This is a genomic window from Pseudomonas sp. JL23 (assembly GCF_056933585.1).
Map to the genome: position 1 here is coordinate 910,054 of NZ_CM167795.1, position 14,607 is coordinate 924,660.

The following is a 14,607-nucleotide window of genomic DNA, read 5'->3' on the forward strand; positions in this document are numbered from 1 at the left end:
CCGCTGCATTTTGGGTTTTGCGTTTTTCTTCTATTCTGTCTGCTACCACAGTGGTCAAAAGGATTGACGCACCGCTCCAGCAGGACGGAGGGTGAATACTGTATTCATCGAGGAGCTCGCCATGACGCGCAGTCTCTGTCTTACCCGTCAATGCCTGGGGCTGATCACCCGCATTGAATGTGCGATTCGCCCCCTCTCTGGCGACAACGGCATGTGGACGTTGCTGTTTGCCGCCGGCATGGCAGGGGAGCAGCCTTCCGCGATCAAGACGCAAGGCCCTTTTGATGGCGAACCGGCTGCAGAGTCCGTGCTCTGCGCGATTGCCGAAAGCCTCTCGCTGCACGGTTATCAACAAGCGCCGGATGTACCGATCTGGAGTCTGCACCTGCAGGGTGAGTTGCGCAGGCTCAATGGTGATCGGTCACGGTTGCAGCGCTCGTCCCTGTATTGATTGAAATAGCAGACAGCGGACCGTAGGACTGTAGGGCCGGCTTTAGCCGGGAGAGCGTCGTATTGCTCGTAGAGATCCAGAGAGTCAAAGGCCTTTTCCCGGCTAAAGCCGGTCCCACAAGTATTGCAATTCAGAACGTAAATTACGGCTGGTATACTCACGCGCAATTTCCCCTCGTGTGAGTTTCAATGGAACGCTTTCTCGAAAACGCGATGTACGCCTCGCGCTGGTTGCTGGCCCCCATTTACTTCGGCTTGTCCCTGGGCCTGCTGGCATTGATGCTGAAGTTCTTTCAGGAAGTCTTTCACGTCCTGCCCAACATCTTCTCCATGGCCGAGTCGGACCTGATCCTGGTGCTCCTGTCCATGGTCGACATGTCCCTGGTCGGTGGCCTGTTGGTCATGGTGATGATGTCCGGCTACGAAAACTTCGTGTCCCAGCTGGATATCGATGAGCACAAGGAAAAGCTCAGCTGGCTGGGCAAGATGGACTCGTCTTCGCTGAAGATGAAGGTCGCCGCTTCCATCGTGGCTATCTCGTCGATCCACCTGCTACGGGTGTTCATGGACGCGCGCAACATCGAGACGCAGTATTTGATGTGGTACGTGATCATTCACATGACCTTCGTGATCTCGGCCGTGCTCATGGGCGTGCTGGACAAACTGACCAAGCATTGATTGCGCAGCATCATGTGCTAGGCTGCTCGCCCTTTTGTTCGGGGCGCTTGCGGGCAATGTGCCAGACGAGCGCTCCCTATGCGGAGCAGTGTTATGTCCGAAGTCAATCTGTCCACCGACGAAACCCGCGTCAGCTACGGTATCGGCCGTCAGCTGGGTGATCAGCTGCGTGATAACCCGCCGCCGGGTGTCAATCTGGAAGCGATCCTGGCTGGCCTGACCGATGCATTCGGTGGCGAGCCAAGCCGTGTCAGCCCGGAAGCAATGTCCGCCAGCTTCAAGGTCATCCGCGAAATCATGCAGGCCGAAGCTGCAGTCAAGGCTGAAGCTGCTGCTGGCGCCGGACTGGCTTACCTGGCCGAGAACGGCAAGCGCGAAGGCGTGACCACTCTGGCCTCGGGCCTGCAATTCGAAGTCCTGACCGCAGGCGACGGCGCCAAGCCATCCCGCGAAGACCAGGTGCGCACCCACTACCACGGCACCCTGATCGACGGCACCGTGTTCGACAGTTCCTATGAGCGTGGCGAGCCTGCTGAATTTCCGGTCGGTGGTGTGATCGCCGGCTGGACCGAAGCACTGCAACTGATGAACGCCGGTAGCAAATGGCGTCTGCACGTACCGAGCGAGCTGGCTTACGGCGCTCAAGGCGTCGGCAGCATTCCGCCGCACAGCGTGCTGGTGTTTGATGTCGAGCTGCTGGACGTTCTGTAAGTAACGTCTGCTCGACGCTCTGCCACTGCCGGACGAATTATCGTTCGGCAGTGGGCGGGGTGGGTTTTACTGCCATGTTCAATGCAACTCGATGGTCGGGCGCAAGGCTCTGGCATAGCAGAACAGGAACAGGTTTCGCACCATCTCTTTGAGAATCACCGGTTCGCACGAACTCAGGCTGTCGACATCCAGGTCGCCCTGATCACGCAGCTCATCCAGCGCTTCTTCTTCCAGCACGGCACATACTTGTCCGGTTTCCCGATGGAGGATTCGCAGGTAAGGGTGCGGGCGATCCAGCCAGGCATCAATCAGATAGGTCATGTCTCATCTCCTTGTTTGAGGGTGTAATGAGAATAGTTCCTATCAATCCAATCGCAAAGTTCTATTTGAGATTGATTCGCATTTTGTTACGAGCGGTTGATGTGGGCCAATAAAAAGCCCGTCACATGGACGGGCTCTTGTGCGGCATTGATCGTGGATCAGTGCGTACGGGCGACCGCGAACTCGCTCAGTTCGACCAGGGCATCGCGGTATTCGCTTGGCGGCAGGGCCTCCAGGCAAGCGATGGCACGGCTGGCGTAGTCGCGAGCCAGTTGCGCGGTGTAATCCAGCGCACCAGCGGCCTCGACTGCATTGCGGATGCTTTCCAGGTCTTCCAGGCCACCTTTCTGAATGGCTTGACGCACCAGAGCAGCTTGTTCCGGGCTGCCTTCGCGCATGGTGTAGATCAGCGGCAGGGTCGGCTTGCCTTCGGCCAGGTCGTCGCCGACGTTCTTGCCCAGGGTCTCGGCGTCACCGCGATAGTCGAGCAGATCGTCGACCAGTTGGAAGGCCACGCCCAGATGGTCGCCAAAGGTACGCAGGGCTTCTGTCTGCTCAGGTGAGGCCTGGGAAAGGGCGGCGGCGCTGTGGGTCGAGGCTTCGAAGAGCATCGCGGTCTTGCCGCGGATGACTTCCATATAGGTTTCTTCGGTGGTGCTGGCGTCGCGCACTTTCGACAGTTGCAGCACTTCGCCTTCAGCGATCACGCGGGTGGCCTTGGAGAGGATCTTCATGACCGGCATGGAGCCCAGTTCGACCATCATCTCGAAGGAGCGCGAATAGAGGAAGTCACCGACCAGTACGCTGGGTGCGTTGCCCCACAGGGCATTGGCGGTGGAGCGACCGCGACGCATGCCGGACATGTCGACCACGTCGTCATGCAGCAGGGTGGCGGTGTGCAGGAATTCGATGGTAGCAGCCAGCAGGCGCAGGTCATCGCCTTCGCGACCCAGGGCTTTGCCGCACAGGAGCACCAGCAGCGGGCGCAGGCGCTTGCCGCCGGCCGAGGTGATGTAGTCGCCGATTTTCGAGACCAGCGGTACCCGCGACGTCAGCTGCTTCTTGATGATCAGGTCGACGGCGCTAAAATCGTCCGCCACCGCGCGGTAGAAGGCTTGGGGTTGCATCAGCGACAGGTGCTCCAGAATGGTTGCGCCGCATGCTAGGTCGCGGGTCAGAGCGTGTCAAGGTATGACCGAGTCGCTATTGCAAGGCGTTGCAGCCTTGCGTACAATCGCGCACCCTAACTTTCCTGGGCAGCACCTGCCTTACGCAATTGCTAGCGGGCCGTTCCAGCCCCATGCAGCCATGCCAGCCGATACTCTACTTATAAAGAGCTGGGTGAGCAGGATTTTCGGAGATATACCCATGTACGCAGTAATTGTTACCGGTGGCAAGCAGTACAAAGTCGCCCCAGGTGAATACCTGAAAATCGAAAAACTGGAAGTCGCCACTGGCGAATCCGTGACTTTTGACCGTGTGTTGCTCGTTGCTGATGGCGACGCAGTCAACATCGGTGCTCCAGTTGTTGCTGGCGCTACCGTCGTGGCTGAAGTGATCTCCCAAGGTCGTCACGATAAAGTCCGCATCATCAAGTTCCGTCGTCGTAAGCACCACATGAAGCGTATGGGCCACCGCCAGTGGTTCACCGAGATCAAAATCACCGGTATCCAGGCCTGAATTTCAGCCTGATACCCTAATAGGAGTATTGAACTCATGGCACACAAAAAAGCTGGTGGTAGTACCCGTAACGGTCGCGACTCAGAAGCCAAACGCCTTGGCGTTAAGATGTACGGCGGTCAGACCATCATCCCGGGCAACATCATCGTGCGTCAGCGCGGTACCCAATTCCACGCTGGCTACGGCGTTGGCATGGGCAAGGATCACACCCTGTTCGCGAAAGTGGAAGGCGTGATCAAGTTCCAGGTTAAAGGCGCCTTCGGTCGCCGCTACGTGAGCATCGTGCCAGCGACTGAAGTCGCAGCATAATCTCGCTTAGCTGGAAAAGCCCTGTCTCGCGACGGGGCTTTTTCGTTTTTAGAAGTCGGTGAGTCTCTTGCAAAGCTGTTTGTGCGAGCTGTTGTGATGGTTCTTCTGGAATCGCTGGTTTTTGATCGGTCTCGCAACGCTCATCTTTGCAAGAGCCTTATGTGTTCAGTGTTGTTCTGCTCGCCGTAATGGCGGGAGGCGTGTGTTATGAAGTTTGTTGATGAAGTTTCCATTCGAGTGAAGGCCGGTGACGGCGGCAACGGTTGCATGAGCTTCCGTCGTGAAAAATTTATCGAAAACGGTGGTCCCAACGGTGGTGATGGTGGTGATGGCGGCTCGATCTATATGGTCGCCGACGAAAACCTCAATACCCTGGTCGACTACCGCTATACCCGTCACTTCGATGCCGAGCGCGGTTCCAATGGTGGCAGCACTGACTGCACCGGGCGTAAGGGTGAGGATCTGGAGCTGCGTGTGCCGGTTGGCACTACCGTTATCGATGCGGGCACCCAGGAAATCATCGGCGACCTGACCAAGGCCGGTCAGCGCCTGTTGGTGGCTCATGGTGGCTGGCACGGTCTGGGTAATACCCGTTTCAAATCCAGTACCAATCGCGCGCCACGCCAGACCACGCCAGGCAAGCCGGGCGATCAGCGTGACCTGAAACTGGAATTGAAGGTGTTGGCTGACGTCGGCCTGCTCGGCCTGCCGAATGCGGGCAAAAGTACCTTTATTCGTTCGGTTTCCGCTGCCAAGCCGAAAGTGGCTGATTACCCGTTCACCACCCTGGTGCCGAACCTGGGTGTGGTCAGCGTCGATCGTTGGAAAAGCTTCGTCATTGCCGATATTCCGGGTCTGATCGAAGGTGCTTCCGATGGTGCTGGTCTGGGTATTCGCTTCCTCAAGCATTTGGCGCGGACCCGTCTGTTGCTGCACCTCGTCGACATGGCGCCGCTGGACGAAAGCAGTGCGCCTGATGCCGCTGAAGTCATCGTCAACGAGCTGATCCGCTTCAGTCCGTCTCTGGCTGAGCGTGATCGCTGGCTGGTGCTGAACAAGTGCGATCAGATCCTTGAAGAAGAGCACGAAGAGCGCAAGCAGGAGATCATCGAGCGTCTGAACTGGACCGGTCCGGTCTACGTGATTTCGGCCATCGCCAAAGAGGGCACCGAGCAGCTCAGCCGCGACATCATGCGCTACCTGGAGGATCGTCTTGATCGCCTGACCAACGACCCGGCCTACGCCGAAGAGCTGGCAGACCTCGATCAGCGCATCGAAGACGAGGCCCGTGCCCAGTTGCAGGCCCTGGATGATCAGCGTGCCCTGCGTCGCAGCGGCGTGAAGAGCGTTCACGACATCGGCGACGATGATTGGGACGAAGAAGATGTGGATGATGAAGACGGTCCGGAAATCATTTACGTCCGTGACTGATTCAGTGCAGTAAACTAAGCGCCGCTTTGATAGCGGCGTTTTTGTATCTCGAATTTGGACTCTCTGGTTAAGGTTGAAAGATCATGCGCAGCAAGGTGACAGGTGCCCAGCGTTGGGTTGTGAAGATCGGAAGTGCGCTGCTGACGGCGGACGGCAAGGGTCTTGACCGCAACGCAATGGGTGTTTGGGTCGAGCAGATGGTGGCGTTGTGTGAGGCAGGCGTCGAGCTGGTGCTGGTGTCTTCCGGGGCCGTAGCAGCCGGTATGAGCCGTTTGGGCTGGACGGTGCGACCCAGTGCCATGCATGAGCTGCAAGCTGCTGCTGCGATCGGTCAGATGGGTCTGGTGCAGGCCTGGGAGTCGAGCTTTGCCGAGCATGACCGGCATACTGCGCAGATTCTGCTGACCCATGACGATTTGTCTGACCGCAAGCGCTACCTGAATGCTCGCAGCACCCTGCGCACCCTGGTCGAGCTGGGCGTTGTGCCGGTGATCAACGAAAACGACACCGTCGTCACTGACGAGATCCGTTTCGGTGACAACGACACCCTGGCCGCCCTGGTGGCGAACCTGGTCGAGGCCGACCTGCTGGTCATTCTCACTGATCGCGACGGCATGTTCGATGCCGATCCGCGCAATAACCCTGACGCTCAGTTGATCTACGAGGCGCGTGCCGACGATCCGGCACTGGATGCTGTGGCGGGCGGCACCGGCGGCGCTCTGGGGCGTGGCGGCATGCAGACCAAGCTGCGTGCAGCGCGCCTGGCGGCGCGTTCGGGTGCGCACACTGTCATTGTTGGTGGGCGTATCGATCAGGTGCTGGCGCGGCTCAAGGTCGGCGAGCGCCTGGGTACGCTGCTGTCGCCTGAGCGGGAAATGCTCGCGGCGCGCAAGCAGTGGTTGGCCGGGCACCTGCAGACCCGCGGCACCCTGGTGCTGGATGATGGTGCGGTCAAGGCGCTGGTGCGTGACAACAAGAGCCTGCTGCCGGTCGGTGTGAAGCTGGTTCAGGGCAGCTTCCGGCGCGGCGAGATGGTGGTGTGCGTGGCGGCGGACGGTCGCGAGATCGCCCGCGGCCTGAGCAACTACAGCGCCCTTGAGGCGCAGAAGATCATTGGTCAGTCGTCCGAGGCGATTGTCCGCGTGTTGGGTTATATGGCTGAGCCTGAACTGGTTCACCGGGATAACCTGATCCTGGTTTAAATCCTGTCTGGATAAGGAAGTGCTATGCGCATCATGAAGGGATTGTTGGCGGCGCTGCTGGTTTTACCGGCGCTGGCTTCGGCGGAAGAGATTGGTCAGGTGTCGACGGTGTTCAAGTTCGTCGGCCCCAACGACCGTATTGTGGTCGAGGCCTTTGATGATCCGAAGGTGGAGGGGGTGACCTGCTATCTGTCCCGGGCCAAGACCGGCGGCCTCAAAGGTGGTCTGGGTCTGGCTGAAGATCGTGCCGAGGCATCGATTGCCTGTCGCCAGGTCGGGACCATCCACTTTCGCGAAGAGCTGAAGGATGGCGAAGAGGTGTTCAAGGAGCGCACGTCGCTGGTGTTCAAGACCATGCAGGTGGTGCGTTTCCTCGACAAGAAGCGCAATACCCTGGTGTATCTGGTCTATAGCGACCGGGTCATCGAAGGTAGTCCGCAGAATGCTGTGACAGCGATCCCGATCCTGCCGTGGGCGCCCGCTCCGGCGCCATAATTGTTTGTTATGGTAGTGCGGATTCATCCACGAAGGCGGCAGTCAGGCGCTGATGCGGTGAGTGTGCTGGCTTCTTCGCGAATGAATTCGCTCCCACAATTCGTTCCTACAGAATTTCTCCCATCTGGTTTTCGCCAAATCGCAGACAATAAAAAACCGACCCTTGGGTCGGTTTTTTAACAAGCAGATCGCTTAGGCTGCAGCAGCAAGGTTCAGAGCCTTGATGTGGCCATTCAGGCGGCCTTTATGACGAGCAGCTTTGTTCTTGTGGATGATGCCTTTATCGGCCATACGGTCGAGAACAGGCACAGCCAGAACGTAAGCAGCTTGTGCTTTTTCAGCGTCTTTTGCGTCGATGGCTTTCACTACGTTCTTGATGTAGGTGCGGACCATGGAACGCAGGCTGGCGTTGTGGCTGCGACGCTTCTCAGCCTGTTTTGCACGTTTTTTGGCGGAAGGTGTGTTGGCCACCGTCGAGCTCCTCGAAAGACTTTTTAGGGAATAGCAAACAAAATAGGCCGCGAATCATGCCGATGAGTTGACAGCTTGTCAAGGGCAGTTCTTGTGTTCCGCTGAATGGTCGCCAAGTGTTATCGGATATTTATTTCCGGCGTACGACCTGTAAACTCGCGGACTTTGGCTCTGTCGCTTTTGCGGCGCGGAGTATCGCATAAAAGGATGTCGGCATGGCCGATCCTTTTGCCAGGAAGCACATTCTTTCGATGAACCTACTCAAATCATTGGCCGCCGTCAGCTCTATCACCATGCTTTCCCGGGTGCTGGGCTTTATTCGCGACACCATCATTGCGCGTACTTTCGGCGCGGGCATGGCCACGGACGCCTTTTTCATCGCCTTTAAATTGCCCAATCTGCTGCGGCGCATCTTTGCCGAGGGCGCTTTTTCCCAGGCATTCGTGCCGATTCTGGCGGAATACAAGAGCCAGCAGGGTGAGGAGGCGACCCGTACCTTTGTCGCTTATGTCACCGGGCTGCTGACGCTGGTCCTGGCCCTGGTCACGGCGCTGGGCATCATCGCCGCACCCTGGGTGATCTGGGCCACGGCGCCGGGCTTTGCCGATACGCCGGAGAAATTCGCCCTGACCAGCGATCTGCTGCGCGTGACTTTTCCTTATATATTGCTGATCTCCCTGTCCTCCCTGGCCGGGGCGATCCTCAATACCTGGAACCGCTTTTCGGTCCCGGCGTTCGTGCCGACCCTGCTCAATGTCAGCATGATTGTCTTTGCCCTGTTCCTGACTCCGTATTTCAATCCGCCGGTCATGGCGCTGGGCTGGGCGGTGCTGGTCGGTGGCCTGATGCAGTTGCTGTATCAACTGCCGCACCTGAAAAAGATCGGCATGCTGGTGCTGCCGCGCCTGAATTTGCGTGACAGTGGCGTATGGCGGGTGATGAAGCAGATGTTGCCGGCGATCCTTGGCGTTTCGGTCAGTCAGATTTCCCTGATCATCAACACGATTTTTGCCTCGTTTCTTGTAGCCGGCTCGGTGTCCTGGATGTATTACGCCGACCGTCTGATGGAGTTGCCTTCCGGCGTGCTCGGAGTGGCACTGGGGACGATTCTGTTACCAATCCTGGCCAAAACCTACGCCAGCAAGGATCGTCACGAATATTCGCGGATTCTCGATTGGGGCCTGCGCCTGTGTTTTGTGTTGGTGCTGCCGTGCACCCTGGCGTTGGGTATTCTGGCCAAGCCTTTGACAGTTTCTCTGTTCCAGTACGGCCAATTTGATGCCCACGATGCGCTCATGACCCAGCGCGCATTGGTCGCTTACTCAGTGGGTCTGCTGGGCATCATCATGATCAAGGTGCTGGCACCAGGGTTTTACGCGCAACAAAATATCCGCACCCCGGTGAAAATCGCCATCTTCACCCTCATTGTTACTCAGTTGCTCAACCTGATTTTCATCGGCCCGCTGCAGCATGCCGGCCTGGCACTGGCGATCAGTGGCGGTGCCTGCATCAATGCCGGGCTGCTGCTCTGGCAATTGCTGCGCCAGGGGCTGTTCCAGCCGCAACCGGGCTGGGCCAAGTACCTGTTCAAGCTGGTACTGGCCGTGGCGGTGATGTCCGGCGTGTTGCTGGGCCTGATGCAGGTGATGCCGGCCTGGGACGAAGGACATATGCTTGAGCGCTTTATTCGCCTGGGAGGCTTGGTCGCGGCCGGGCTGGTGGCGTATTTCGGCATGCTTTTGCTGCTGGGTTTTCGCCTGAAGGACTTCGCCCGCAAGGCGATCCTGTAGATTTGTATGAAGGGTGGTCGTCGGTTTTTCGCATTGCGAGCCGATTGCCGTGGTTTTGCCTTGGTCTGTTGCCTGTCGTCCAAGGCTGTGTGTGGTTATAATCGCCCACTTTATGAGCAAGAAGCGCGTTATGCAGCTGGTCCGAGGCCTCCACAATCTGCGCCCCCAGCATCGGGGCTGTGTCGCCACTATTGGCAACTTCGACGGTGTTCACCGTGGCCACCAGGCTATCCTGGCGCGCCTGCGTGAGCGTGCGGTCGAGTTGGGCCTGCCCAGTTGCGTGGTGATTTTCGAGCCGCAGCCGCGCGAGTTTTTTGCTCCCGAGACCGCTCCGGCGCGTCTGGCCCGTCTGCGCGACAAGCTTGAACTGCTGGCGGCCGAAGGCGTCGATCAGGTGCTGTGCCTGTCGTTCAACGAGCGTCTGAGCAAGCTCAGCGCCGCCGAGTTCGTCGATACGGTACTGATCGAAGGCCTCGACGTTCGCCATCTGGAAGTCGGCGACGATTTCCGTTTCGGCTGTGATCGCCTGGGTGATTTCGACTTTTTGCAACAGGTCGGCAACGCCCAGGGCTTCAGCGTCGAGGCAGCGCAGACCGTCGAGATCGACGGCGTGCGGGTCAGCAGCACACAGATTCGCAATGCCCTGGCAGCGGCCGATTTTGCCTTGGCTGAACGCCTGCTCGGGCGTCCGTATCAGATTACCGGTCGCGTGCTGCACGGGCAGAAACTCGCCCGGCAGCTGGGTACGCCCACGGCCAACGTACAACTCAAGCGCCGTCGCGTGCCAATGACCGGGGTTTACCTGGTCAGTACGCTGATCGACGGCACGGCATGGCCGGGTGTCGCCAATATTGGCGTGCGCCCGACGGTGGCAGGTGATGGCAGTGCCCACCTGGAAGTGCATTTGCTGGATTTTGCCGGTGATCTTTATGGCCGGCGTTTGACGGTGGTATTCCACCAAAAGCTGCGTGATGAGCAGCGTTTCGCCTCACTGGAGGCGCTGAAGACGGCGATCAATGCGGATGTCGCCGCCGCCCGTGCCCATTGGCATGGCCAACCCGACGGATGTGTATGAAAAATAGTCGAGCGAAGGTCAGGCAAGGCGCGCACAGGCGAGAAAGCGGAGTTTACGCCAGTAAATGAGCATTTCGAGACTGTACGCAACGCCGCCTGAGCGAGCGCAGAAATTTTTCATGCATATCCTTACCAAGAGCCTGAAATGACCGATTACAAAGCCACGCTAAACCTTCCGGACACCGCCTTCCCAATGAAGGCCGGCCTGCCCCAGCGCGAGCCGCAAATCTTGCAGCGCTGGGACAGCATTGGCCTGTACCAGAAGCTGCGCGAAATTGGCAAGGATCGTCCAAAGTTCGTGCTGCACGACGGTCCTCCTTACGCCAACGGCAATATTCACATCGGTCATGCGGTCAATAAGATCCTCAAGGACATGATTGTGCGCTCGAAAACCCTGTCGGGCTTCGATGCGCCTTATGTTCCGGGCTGGGACTGCCACGGTCTGCCGATCGAGCACAAGGTCGAAGTCACCCATGGCAAAAACCTGGGCGCCGACAAGACTCGCGAGCTGTGCCGCGCGTATGCCGCTGAGCAGGTTGGCGGGCAGAAGACTGAATTCATCCGTCTGGGTGTGCTGGGCGACTGGGACAACCCGTACCTGACCATGAACTTCGCCAACGAGGCCGGGGAAATCCGTGCCCTGGCGGAAATGGTCAAGGGCGGTTTTGTGTTCAAGGGCTTGAAGCCCGTGAACTGGTGCTTTGACTGCGGTTCGGCCCTGGCCGAAGCGGAAGTCGAGTACGCCGACAAGAAATCCTCGACCATTGACGTCGCCTTCGCGATTGCCGATGAAGCCAGACTGGCCGAAGCCTTTGGCCTGCCAGCGCTCGGCAAGCCTGCTTCCATCGTGATCTGGACCACTACCCCGTGGACCATCCCGGCCAACCAGGCGTTGAACGTTCATCCTGAATTCAACTACGCCCTGGTCGACGTCGGCGACAAGCTGCTGGTGCTGGCTGAAGAGCTGGTTGAAGCCTGTCTGGCTCGTTACAAGCTGCAAGGTTCGATCATCGCCCTGACCACCGGTAAAGCGCTGGAATTGATCAACTTCCGTCACCCGTTCTATGACCGCCTGTCGCCCGTCTATCTGGCTGACTACGTCGAACTGGGCGCCGGTACTGGCGTGGTGCACAGCGCCCCGGCCTATGGTGTAGACGACTTCAACAGTTGCAAACGCTACGGCATGACCAACGACGACATCCTCAGCCCGGTGCAGAGCAATGGCGTTTACGCCGAGTCTCTGGAGTTCTTCGGCGGCCAGTTCATCTTCAAGGCCAACCAGAACATCATCGACAAGCTGGCCGAAGTTGGCAGCCTGATGGACACCGAGACCATCACCCACAGCTACATGCACTGCTGGCGGCACAAGTCGCCGCTGATCTACCGCGCGACCGCGCAGTGGTTCGTCGGCATGGACAAGCAACCGACCACCGGCGAGACCCTGCGCAAGCGTGCGGTCAAGGCCATCGAAGACACCAGGTTCGTTCCGGCCTGGGGCCAGGCGCGCCTGCATTCGATGATCGCCAACCGTCCGGACTGGTGCATCTCCCGTCAGCGCAACTGGGGTGTGCCGATCCCGTTCTTCCTGAACAAGGAAAGCGGCGAGCTGCACCCACGCACCGTCGAGCTGATGGAAGAAGTCGCCCAGCGCGTAGAAAAAGAGGGCATCGAGGCCTGGTTCAAGCTGGACGCCGCCGAACTGCTCGGTGACGAAGCGCCCAAGTACGACAAGATCTCCGACACCCTGGACGTCTGGTTCGACTCCGGCACCACGCACTGGCACGTCCTGCGCGGTTCGCACCCTATGGGTCACGAGAGCGGTCCGCGTGCCGACCTGTACCTGGAAGGTTCCGACCAGCACCGCGGCTGGTTCCACTCGTCGCTGCTGACTGGCTGCGCCATCGATGACCACGCCCCGTACCGCGAACTGCTGACCCACGGCTTCACCGTGGACGAGAACGGTCGCAAGATGTCCAAGTCCCTGGGCAACGTGATCGCACCGCAGAAGGTCAACGACACCCTGGGCGCCGACATCATGCGTCTGTGGGTTTCGGCTACCGATTACTCCGGCGAGATGGCGGTTTCCGAGACCATCCTGCAACGCAGTGCCGACGCCTACCGGCGTATCCGCAACACCGCGCGCTTCCTGCTTTCCAACCTCAGCGGCTTCAATCCGGCGACCGATCTGTTGCCCAATGACGAGATGCTGGCCCTGGATCGCTGGGCAGTGGACCGCGCGCTGCTGCTGCAACGCGAGCTGGAAGAGCACTACAGCGAATACCGTTTCTGGAACGTCTACTCCAAGGTGCACAACTTCTGCGTGCAGGAGCTGGGCGGCTTCTACCTGGACATCATCAAGGACCGTCAGTACACCACCGGTGCCAACAGCACCGCGCGGCGTTCCTGCCAGACCGCGCTGTTCCATATCTCCGAGGCGCTAGTGCGCTGGATCGCACCGATCCTGGCCTTCACCGCTGACGAGCTGTGGCAGTACCTGCCGGGCGAGCGCAACGAGTCGGTCATGCTCAACACCTGGTACCAGGGCCTGAGCGAGATGCCCGAAGGCTTCGAGCTGGACCGCGCCTACTGGGAGCGGATCATGGCGGTCAAAGTCGCGGTCAACAAGGAAATGGAAAACATGCGGGCAGCCAAGGCCATTGGCGGCAACCTGCAAGCCGAAGTGACCCTGTTCGCCGAAGACTCCCTGGTGGCCGATCTGTCGAAGCTGAGCAACGAGCTGCGCTTCGTGCTGATTACCTCCACCGCCAGCGTTGTCCCTCTGGCCAGCGCTCCGGCCGATGCCGTGGTCACCGAAGTGGCCGGCCTCAAGCTCAAGGTGGTCAAGTCCGGTCACGCCAAGTGCGCCCGTTGCTGGCATCACCGCGAGGACGTCGGGGTCAATCCTGAGCATCCGGAAATCTGCGGTCGTTGCGTAGACAACATCAGCGGCAATGGCGAGGTTCGTCACTATGCCTAAAGCCAATGGCGCCGGCCGTCTCGGCTGGCTGGTCCTGAGCGTGCTGGTGCTGATCATCGATCAGGTCAGCAAGGCTCATTTCGAGAACGCCCTGAGCCTGTACCAGCAGATCGTGGTCATTCCCGACCTGTTCAGCTGGACCCTGGCCTACAACACTGGCGCAGCCTTCAGCTTTCTGGCCGACAGCTCCGGCTGGCAGCGCTGGCTGTTTGCCTTGATCGCCGTGGTGGTCAGCCTGGTGCTGATCATCTGGCTCAAGCGCCTGGGCCGTAACGAAACCTGGCTGGCAATCGCCCTGGCACTGGTGCTGGGCGGCGCGCTGGGCAACCTGTATGACCGTATCGTGCTCGGGCATGTGATCGACTTCGTACTGGTGCACTGGCAGGACCGCTGGCGCTTCCCGGCCTTCAACTTTGCCGACAGCGCCATTACCGTGGGCGCAATCATGCTGGCGCTGGATATGTTCAAAACCAGGAAAACCGGAGAGACCGCCAATGGCTGAATCGTCAGTGACCGAGCAACGCATTGGCCAGAACACTCAGGTCACGCTGCACTTCGCGCTGCGCCTGGAAAACGGCGATACCGTGGACAGCACCTTCGACAAGGCTCCGGCCACGTTCAAGGTCGGTGATGGCAGCCTGCTGCCTGGTTTTGAGGCCGCGTTGTTCGGCTTCAAGGCCGGCGACAAGCGCACGCTTGAAGTCCTTGCGGAAAACGCCTTCGGTCAGCCCAACCCGCAGAACGTGCAGATCATGCCGCGTTCGCAGTTCCAGGGCATGGAGCTGTCGGAAGGTTTGCTGGTGATCTTCAACGATGCGGCCAATACTGAGTTGCCGGGCGTGGTCAAAGCGTTCGACGAGGCTCAGGTGACCATCGATTTCAATCACCCGTTGGCGGGCAAGACCCTGACATTCGAAGTGGAAATCTTCGAGGTCAAGGCGCTCTGATTGTCTGATGCGTTGCTGGCCCCGCCTTTGGTGGGGCCTTTTCGTTTCTGTTCACCTGCTCGTAATACGAG

General features: G+C 59.1%; 16 protein-coding genes. 13 read left to right on the top strand and 3 right to left on the bottom strand.

Annotation, left to right across the window (positions count from 1 at the left end; translation table 11 throughout):
• Positions 1-121 precede the first annotated feature (121 nt).
• The 3 genes from AC1Z24_RS04390 (at position 122) to bamJ (ending at position 1,839) form a co-directional block, all read left to right on the top strand.
• On the top strand, positions 122-451 hold the full coding sequence (locus AC1Z24_RS04390; RefSeq protein ID WP_483744689.1) for a PA4575 family protein: 330 nt from the start codon (positions 122-124) through the stop codon (positions 449-451).
• 188 nt (positions 452-639) lie between these two features.
• Positions 640-1,128, top strand: coding sequence for a TIGR00645 family protein (locus AC1Z24_RS04395; RefSeq protein WP_259104837.1), 489 nt, complete (start codon positions 640-642; stop codon positions 1,126-1,128).
• A 93-nt stretch (positions 1,129-1,221) separates the two neighbouring features.
• Positions 1,222-1,839: a BamJ family beta-barrel-assembly machinery protein gene (bamJ, locus tag AC1Z24_RS04400; RefSeq protein ID WP_483744690.1), complete on the top strand. Its 618-nt coding sequence runs from the start codon at positions 1,222-1,224 to the stop codon at positions 1,837-1,839.
• A 78-nt stretch (positions 1,840-1,917) separates the two neighbouring features.
• Here bamJ and AC1Z24_RS04405 read toward each other — a convergent pair whose 3' ends face one another.
• The gene (locus AC1Z24_RS04405) at positions 1,918-2,160 is read right to left on the bottom strand and encodes a PA4570 family protein (RefSeq protein WP_259104839.1); all 243 of its coding nucleotides are present in this window, start codon (positions 2,158-2,160) and stop codon (positions 1,918-1,920) included.
• Positions 2,161-2,318: 158 nt separating this feature from the next.
• Positions 2,319-3,287, bottom strand: coding sequence for a polyprenyl synthetase family protein (locus tag AC1Z24_RS04410; RefSeq protein ID WP_483744691.1), 969 nt, complete (start codon positions 3,285-3,287; stop codon positions 2,319-2,321).
• 241 nt (positions 3,288-3,528) lie between these two features.
• On the opposite strand from AC1Z24_RS04410, the gene rplU reads away from it, so the two are divergent.
• The 5 genes from rplU (at position 3,529) to AC1Z24_RS04435 (ending at position 7,277) form a co-directional block, all read left to right on the top strand.
• Positions 3,529-3,840, top strand: a complete 312-nt coding sequence (gene rplU, locus AC1Z24_RS04415) for a 50S ribosomal protein L21 (RefSeq protein WP_259104841.1) — start codon at positions 3,529-3,531, stop codon at positions 3,838-3,840.
• 36 nt (positions 3,841-3,876) lie between these two features.
• Positions 3,877-4,149 (top strand): 50S ribosomal protein L27, encoded by a 273-nt coding sequence (rpmA, locus tag AC1Z24_RS04420; RefSeq protein ID WP_259104842.1) that lies wholly within the window; start codon positions 3,877-3,879, stop codon positions 4,147-4,149.
• Positions 4,150-4,356: 207 nt separating this feature from the next.
• Positions 4,357-5,580 (top strand): Obg family GTPase CgtA, encoded by a 1,224-nt coding sequence (cgtA, locus tag AC1Z24_RS04425; protein WP_259104843.1) that lies wholly within the window; start codon positions 4,357-4,359, stop codon positions 5,578-5,580.
• An 83-nt stretch (positions 5,581-5,663) separates the two neighbouring features.
• Entirely contained in the window at positions 5,664-6,782 is a 1,119-nt protein-coding gene (gene proB, locus AC1Z24_RS04430; protein ID WP_483744692.1) for a glutamate 5-kinase, read from the top strand.
• A gap of 24 nt (positions 6,783-6,806) precedes the next feature.
• Positions 6,807-7,277: a CreA family protein gene (locus tag AC1Z24_RS04435; RefSeq protein ID WP_259104845.1), complete on the top strand. Its 471-nt coding sequence runs from the start codon at positions 6,807-6,809 to the stop codon at positions 7,275-7,277.
• A 192-nt stretch (positions 7,278-7,469) separates the two neighbouring features.
• Here AC1Z24_RS04435 and rpsT read toward each other — a convergent pair whose 3' ends face one another.
• Positions 7,470-7,748: a 30S ribosomal protein S20 gene (rpsT, locus tag AC1Z24_RS04440; RefSeq protein ID WP_259104846.1), complete on the bottom strand. Its 279-nt coding sequence runs from the start codon at positions 7,746-7,748 to the stop codon at positions 7,470-7,472.
• Between the two features lie 251 nt (positions 7,749-7,999).
• On the opposite strand from rpsT, the gene murJ reads away from it, so the two are divergent.
• The 5 genes from murJ (at position 8,000) to AC1Z24_RS04465 (ending at position 14,536) form a co-directional block, all read left to right on the top strand.
• On the top strand, positions 8,000-9,538 hold the full coding sequence (murJ, locus tag AC1Z24_RS04445; RefSeq protein ID WP_483744693.1) for a murein biosynthesis integral membrane protein MurJ: 1,539 nt from the start codon (positions 8,000-8,002) through the stop codon (positions 9,536-9,538).
• Positions 9,539-9,668: 130 nt separating this feature from the next.
• Positions 9,669-10,613, top strand: coding sequence for a bifunctional riboflavin kinase/FAD synthetase (ribF, locus tag AC1Z24_RS04450; RefSeq protein ID WP_483744694.1), 945 nt, complete (start codon positions 9,669-9,671; stop codon positions 10,611-10,613).
• Positions 10,614-10,757: 144 nt separating this feature from the next.
• Positions 10,758-13,589, top strand: a complete 2,832-nt coding sequence (gene ileS, locus AC1Z24_RS04455; RefSeq protein ID WP_483744695.1) for an isoleucine--tRNA ligase — start codon at positions 10,758-10,760, stop codon at positions 13,587-13,589.
• A complete protein-coding gene (lspA, locus tag AC1Z24_RS04460) occupies positions 13,582-14,091 on the top strand; it encodes a signal peptidase II (RefSeq protein WP_483744696.1) in 510 nt (169 codons plus the stop codon). Before ileS ends, lspA begins: the two co-directional genes overlap by 8 nt.
• A complete protein-coding gene (locus tag AC1Z24_RS04465; protein WP_259104850.1) occupies positions 14,084-14,536 on the top strand; it encodes an FKBP-type peptidyl-prolyl cis-trans isomerase in 453 nt (150 codons plus the stop codon). Before lspA ends, AC1Z24_RS04465 begins: the two co-directional genes overlap by 8 nt.
• Positions 14,537-14,607 lie beyond the last annotated feature (71 nt).

Bases quoted from the DNA above. Each gene is read 5' to 3' on its own strand.
- AC1Z24_RS04405 (WP_259104839.1), bottom strand. From the start codon at position 2,160: ATGACCTATCTGATTGATGCCTGGCTGGATCGCCCGCACCCTTACCTG.
- AC1Z24_RS04465 (WP_259104850.1), top strand. From the start codon at position 14,084: ATGGCTGAATCGTCAGTGACCGAGCAACGCATTGGCCAGAACACTCAG.
- ribF (WP_483744694.1), top strand. From the start codon at position 9,669: ATGCAGCTGGTCCGAGGCCTCCACAATCTGCGCCCCCAGCATCGGGGC.
- lspA (WP_483744696.1), top strand. From the start codon at position 13,582: ATGCCTAAAGCCAATGGCGCCGGCCGTCTCGGCTGGCTGGTCCTGAGC.
- AC1Z24_RS04435 (WP_259104845.1), top strand. From the start codon at position 6,807: ATGCGCATCATGAAGGGATTGTTGGCGGCGCTGCTGGTTTTACCGGCG.
- rplU (WP_259104841.1), top strand. From the start codon at position 3,529: ATGTACGCAGTAATTGTTACCGGTGGCAAGCAGTACAAAGTCGCCCCA.
- AC1Z24_RS04395 (WP_259104837.1), top strand. From the start codon at position 640: ATGGAACGCTTTCTCGAAAACGCGATGTACGCCTCGCGCTGGTTGCTG.
- AC1Z24_RS04390 (WP_483744689.1), top strand. From the start codon at position 122: ATGACGCGCAGTCTCTGTCTTACCCGTCAATGCCTGGGGCTGATCACC.
- ileS (WP_483744695.1), top strand. From the start codon at position 10,758: ATGACCGATTACAAAGCCACGCTAAACCTTCCGGACACCGCCTTCCCA.
- AC1Z24_RS04410 (WP_483744691.1), bottom strand. From the start codon at position 3,287: ATGCAACCCCAAGCCTTCTACCGCGCGGTGGCGGACGATTTTAGCGCC.
- bamJ (WP_483744690.1), top strand. From the start codon at position 1,222: ATGTCCGAAGTCAATCTGTCCACCGACGAAACCCGCGTCAGCTACGGT.
- proB (WP_483744692.1), top strand. From the start codon at position 5,664: ATGCGCAGCAAGGTGACAGGTGCCCAGCGTTGGGTTGTGAAGATCGGA.
- murJ (WP_483744693.1), top strand. From the start codon at position 8,000: ATGAACCTACTCAAATCATTGGCCGCCGTCAGCTCTATCACCATGCTT.
- cgtA (WP_259104843.1), top strand. From the start codon at position 4,357: ATGAAGTTTGTTGATGAAGTTTCCATTCGAGTGAAGGCCGGTGACGGC.
- rpmA (WP_259104842.1), top strand. From the start codon at position 3,877: ATGGCACACAAAAAAGCTGGTGGTAGTACCCGTAACGGTCGCGACTCA.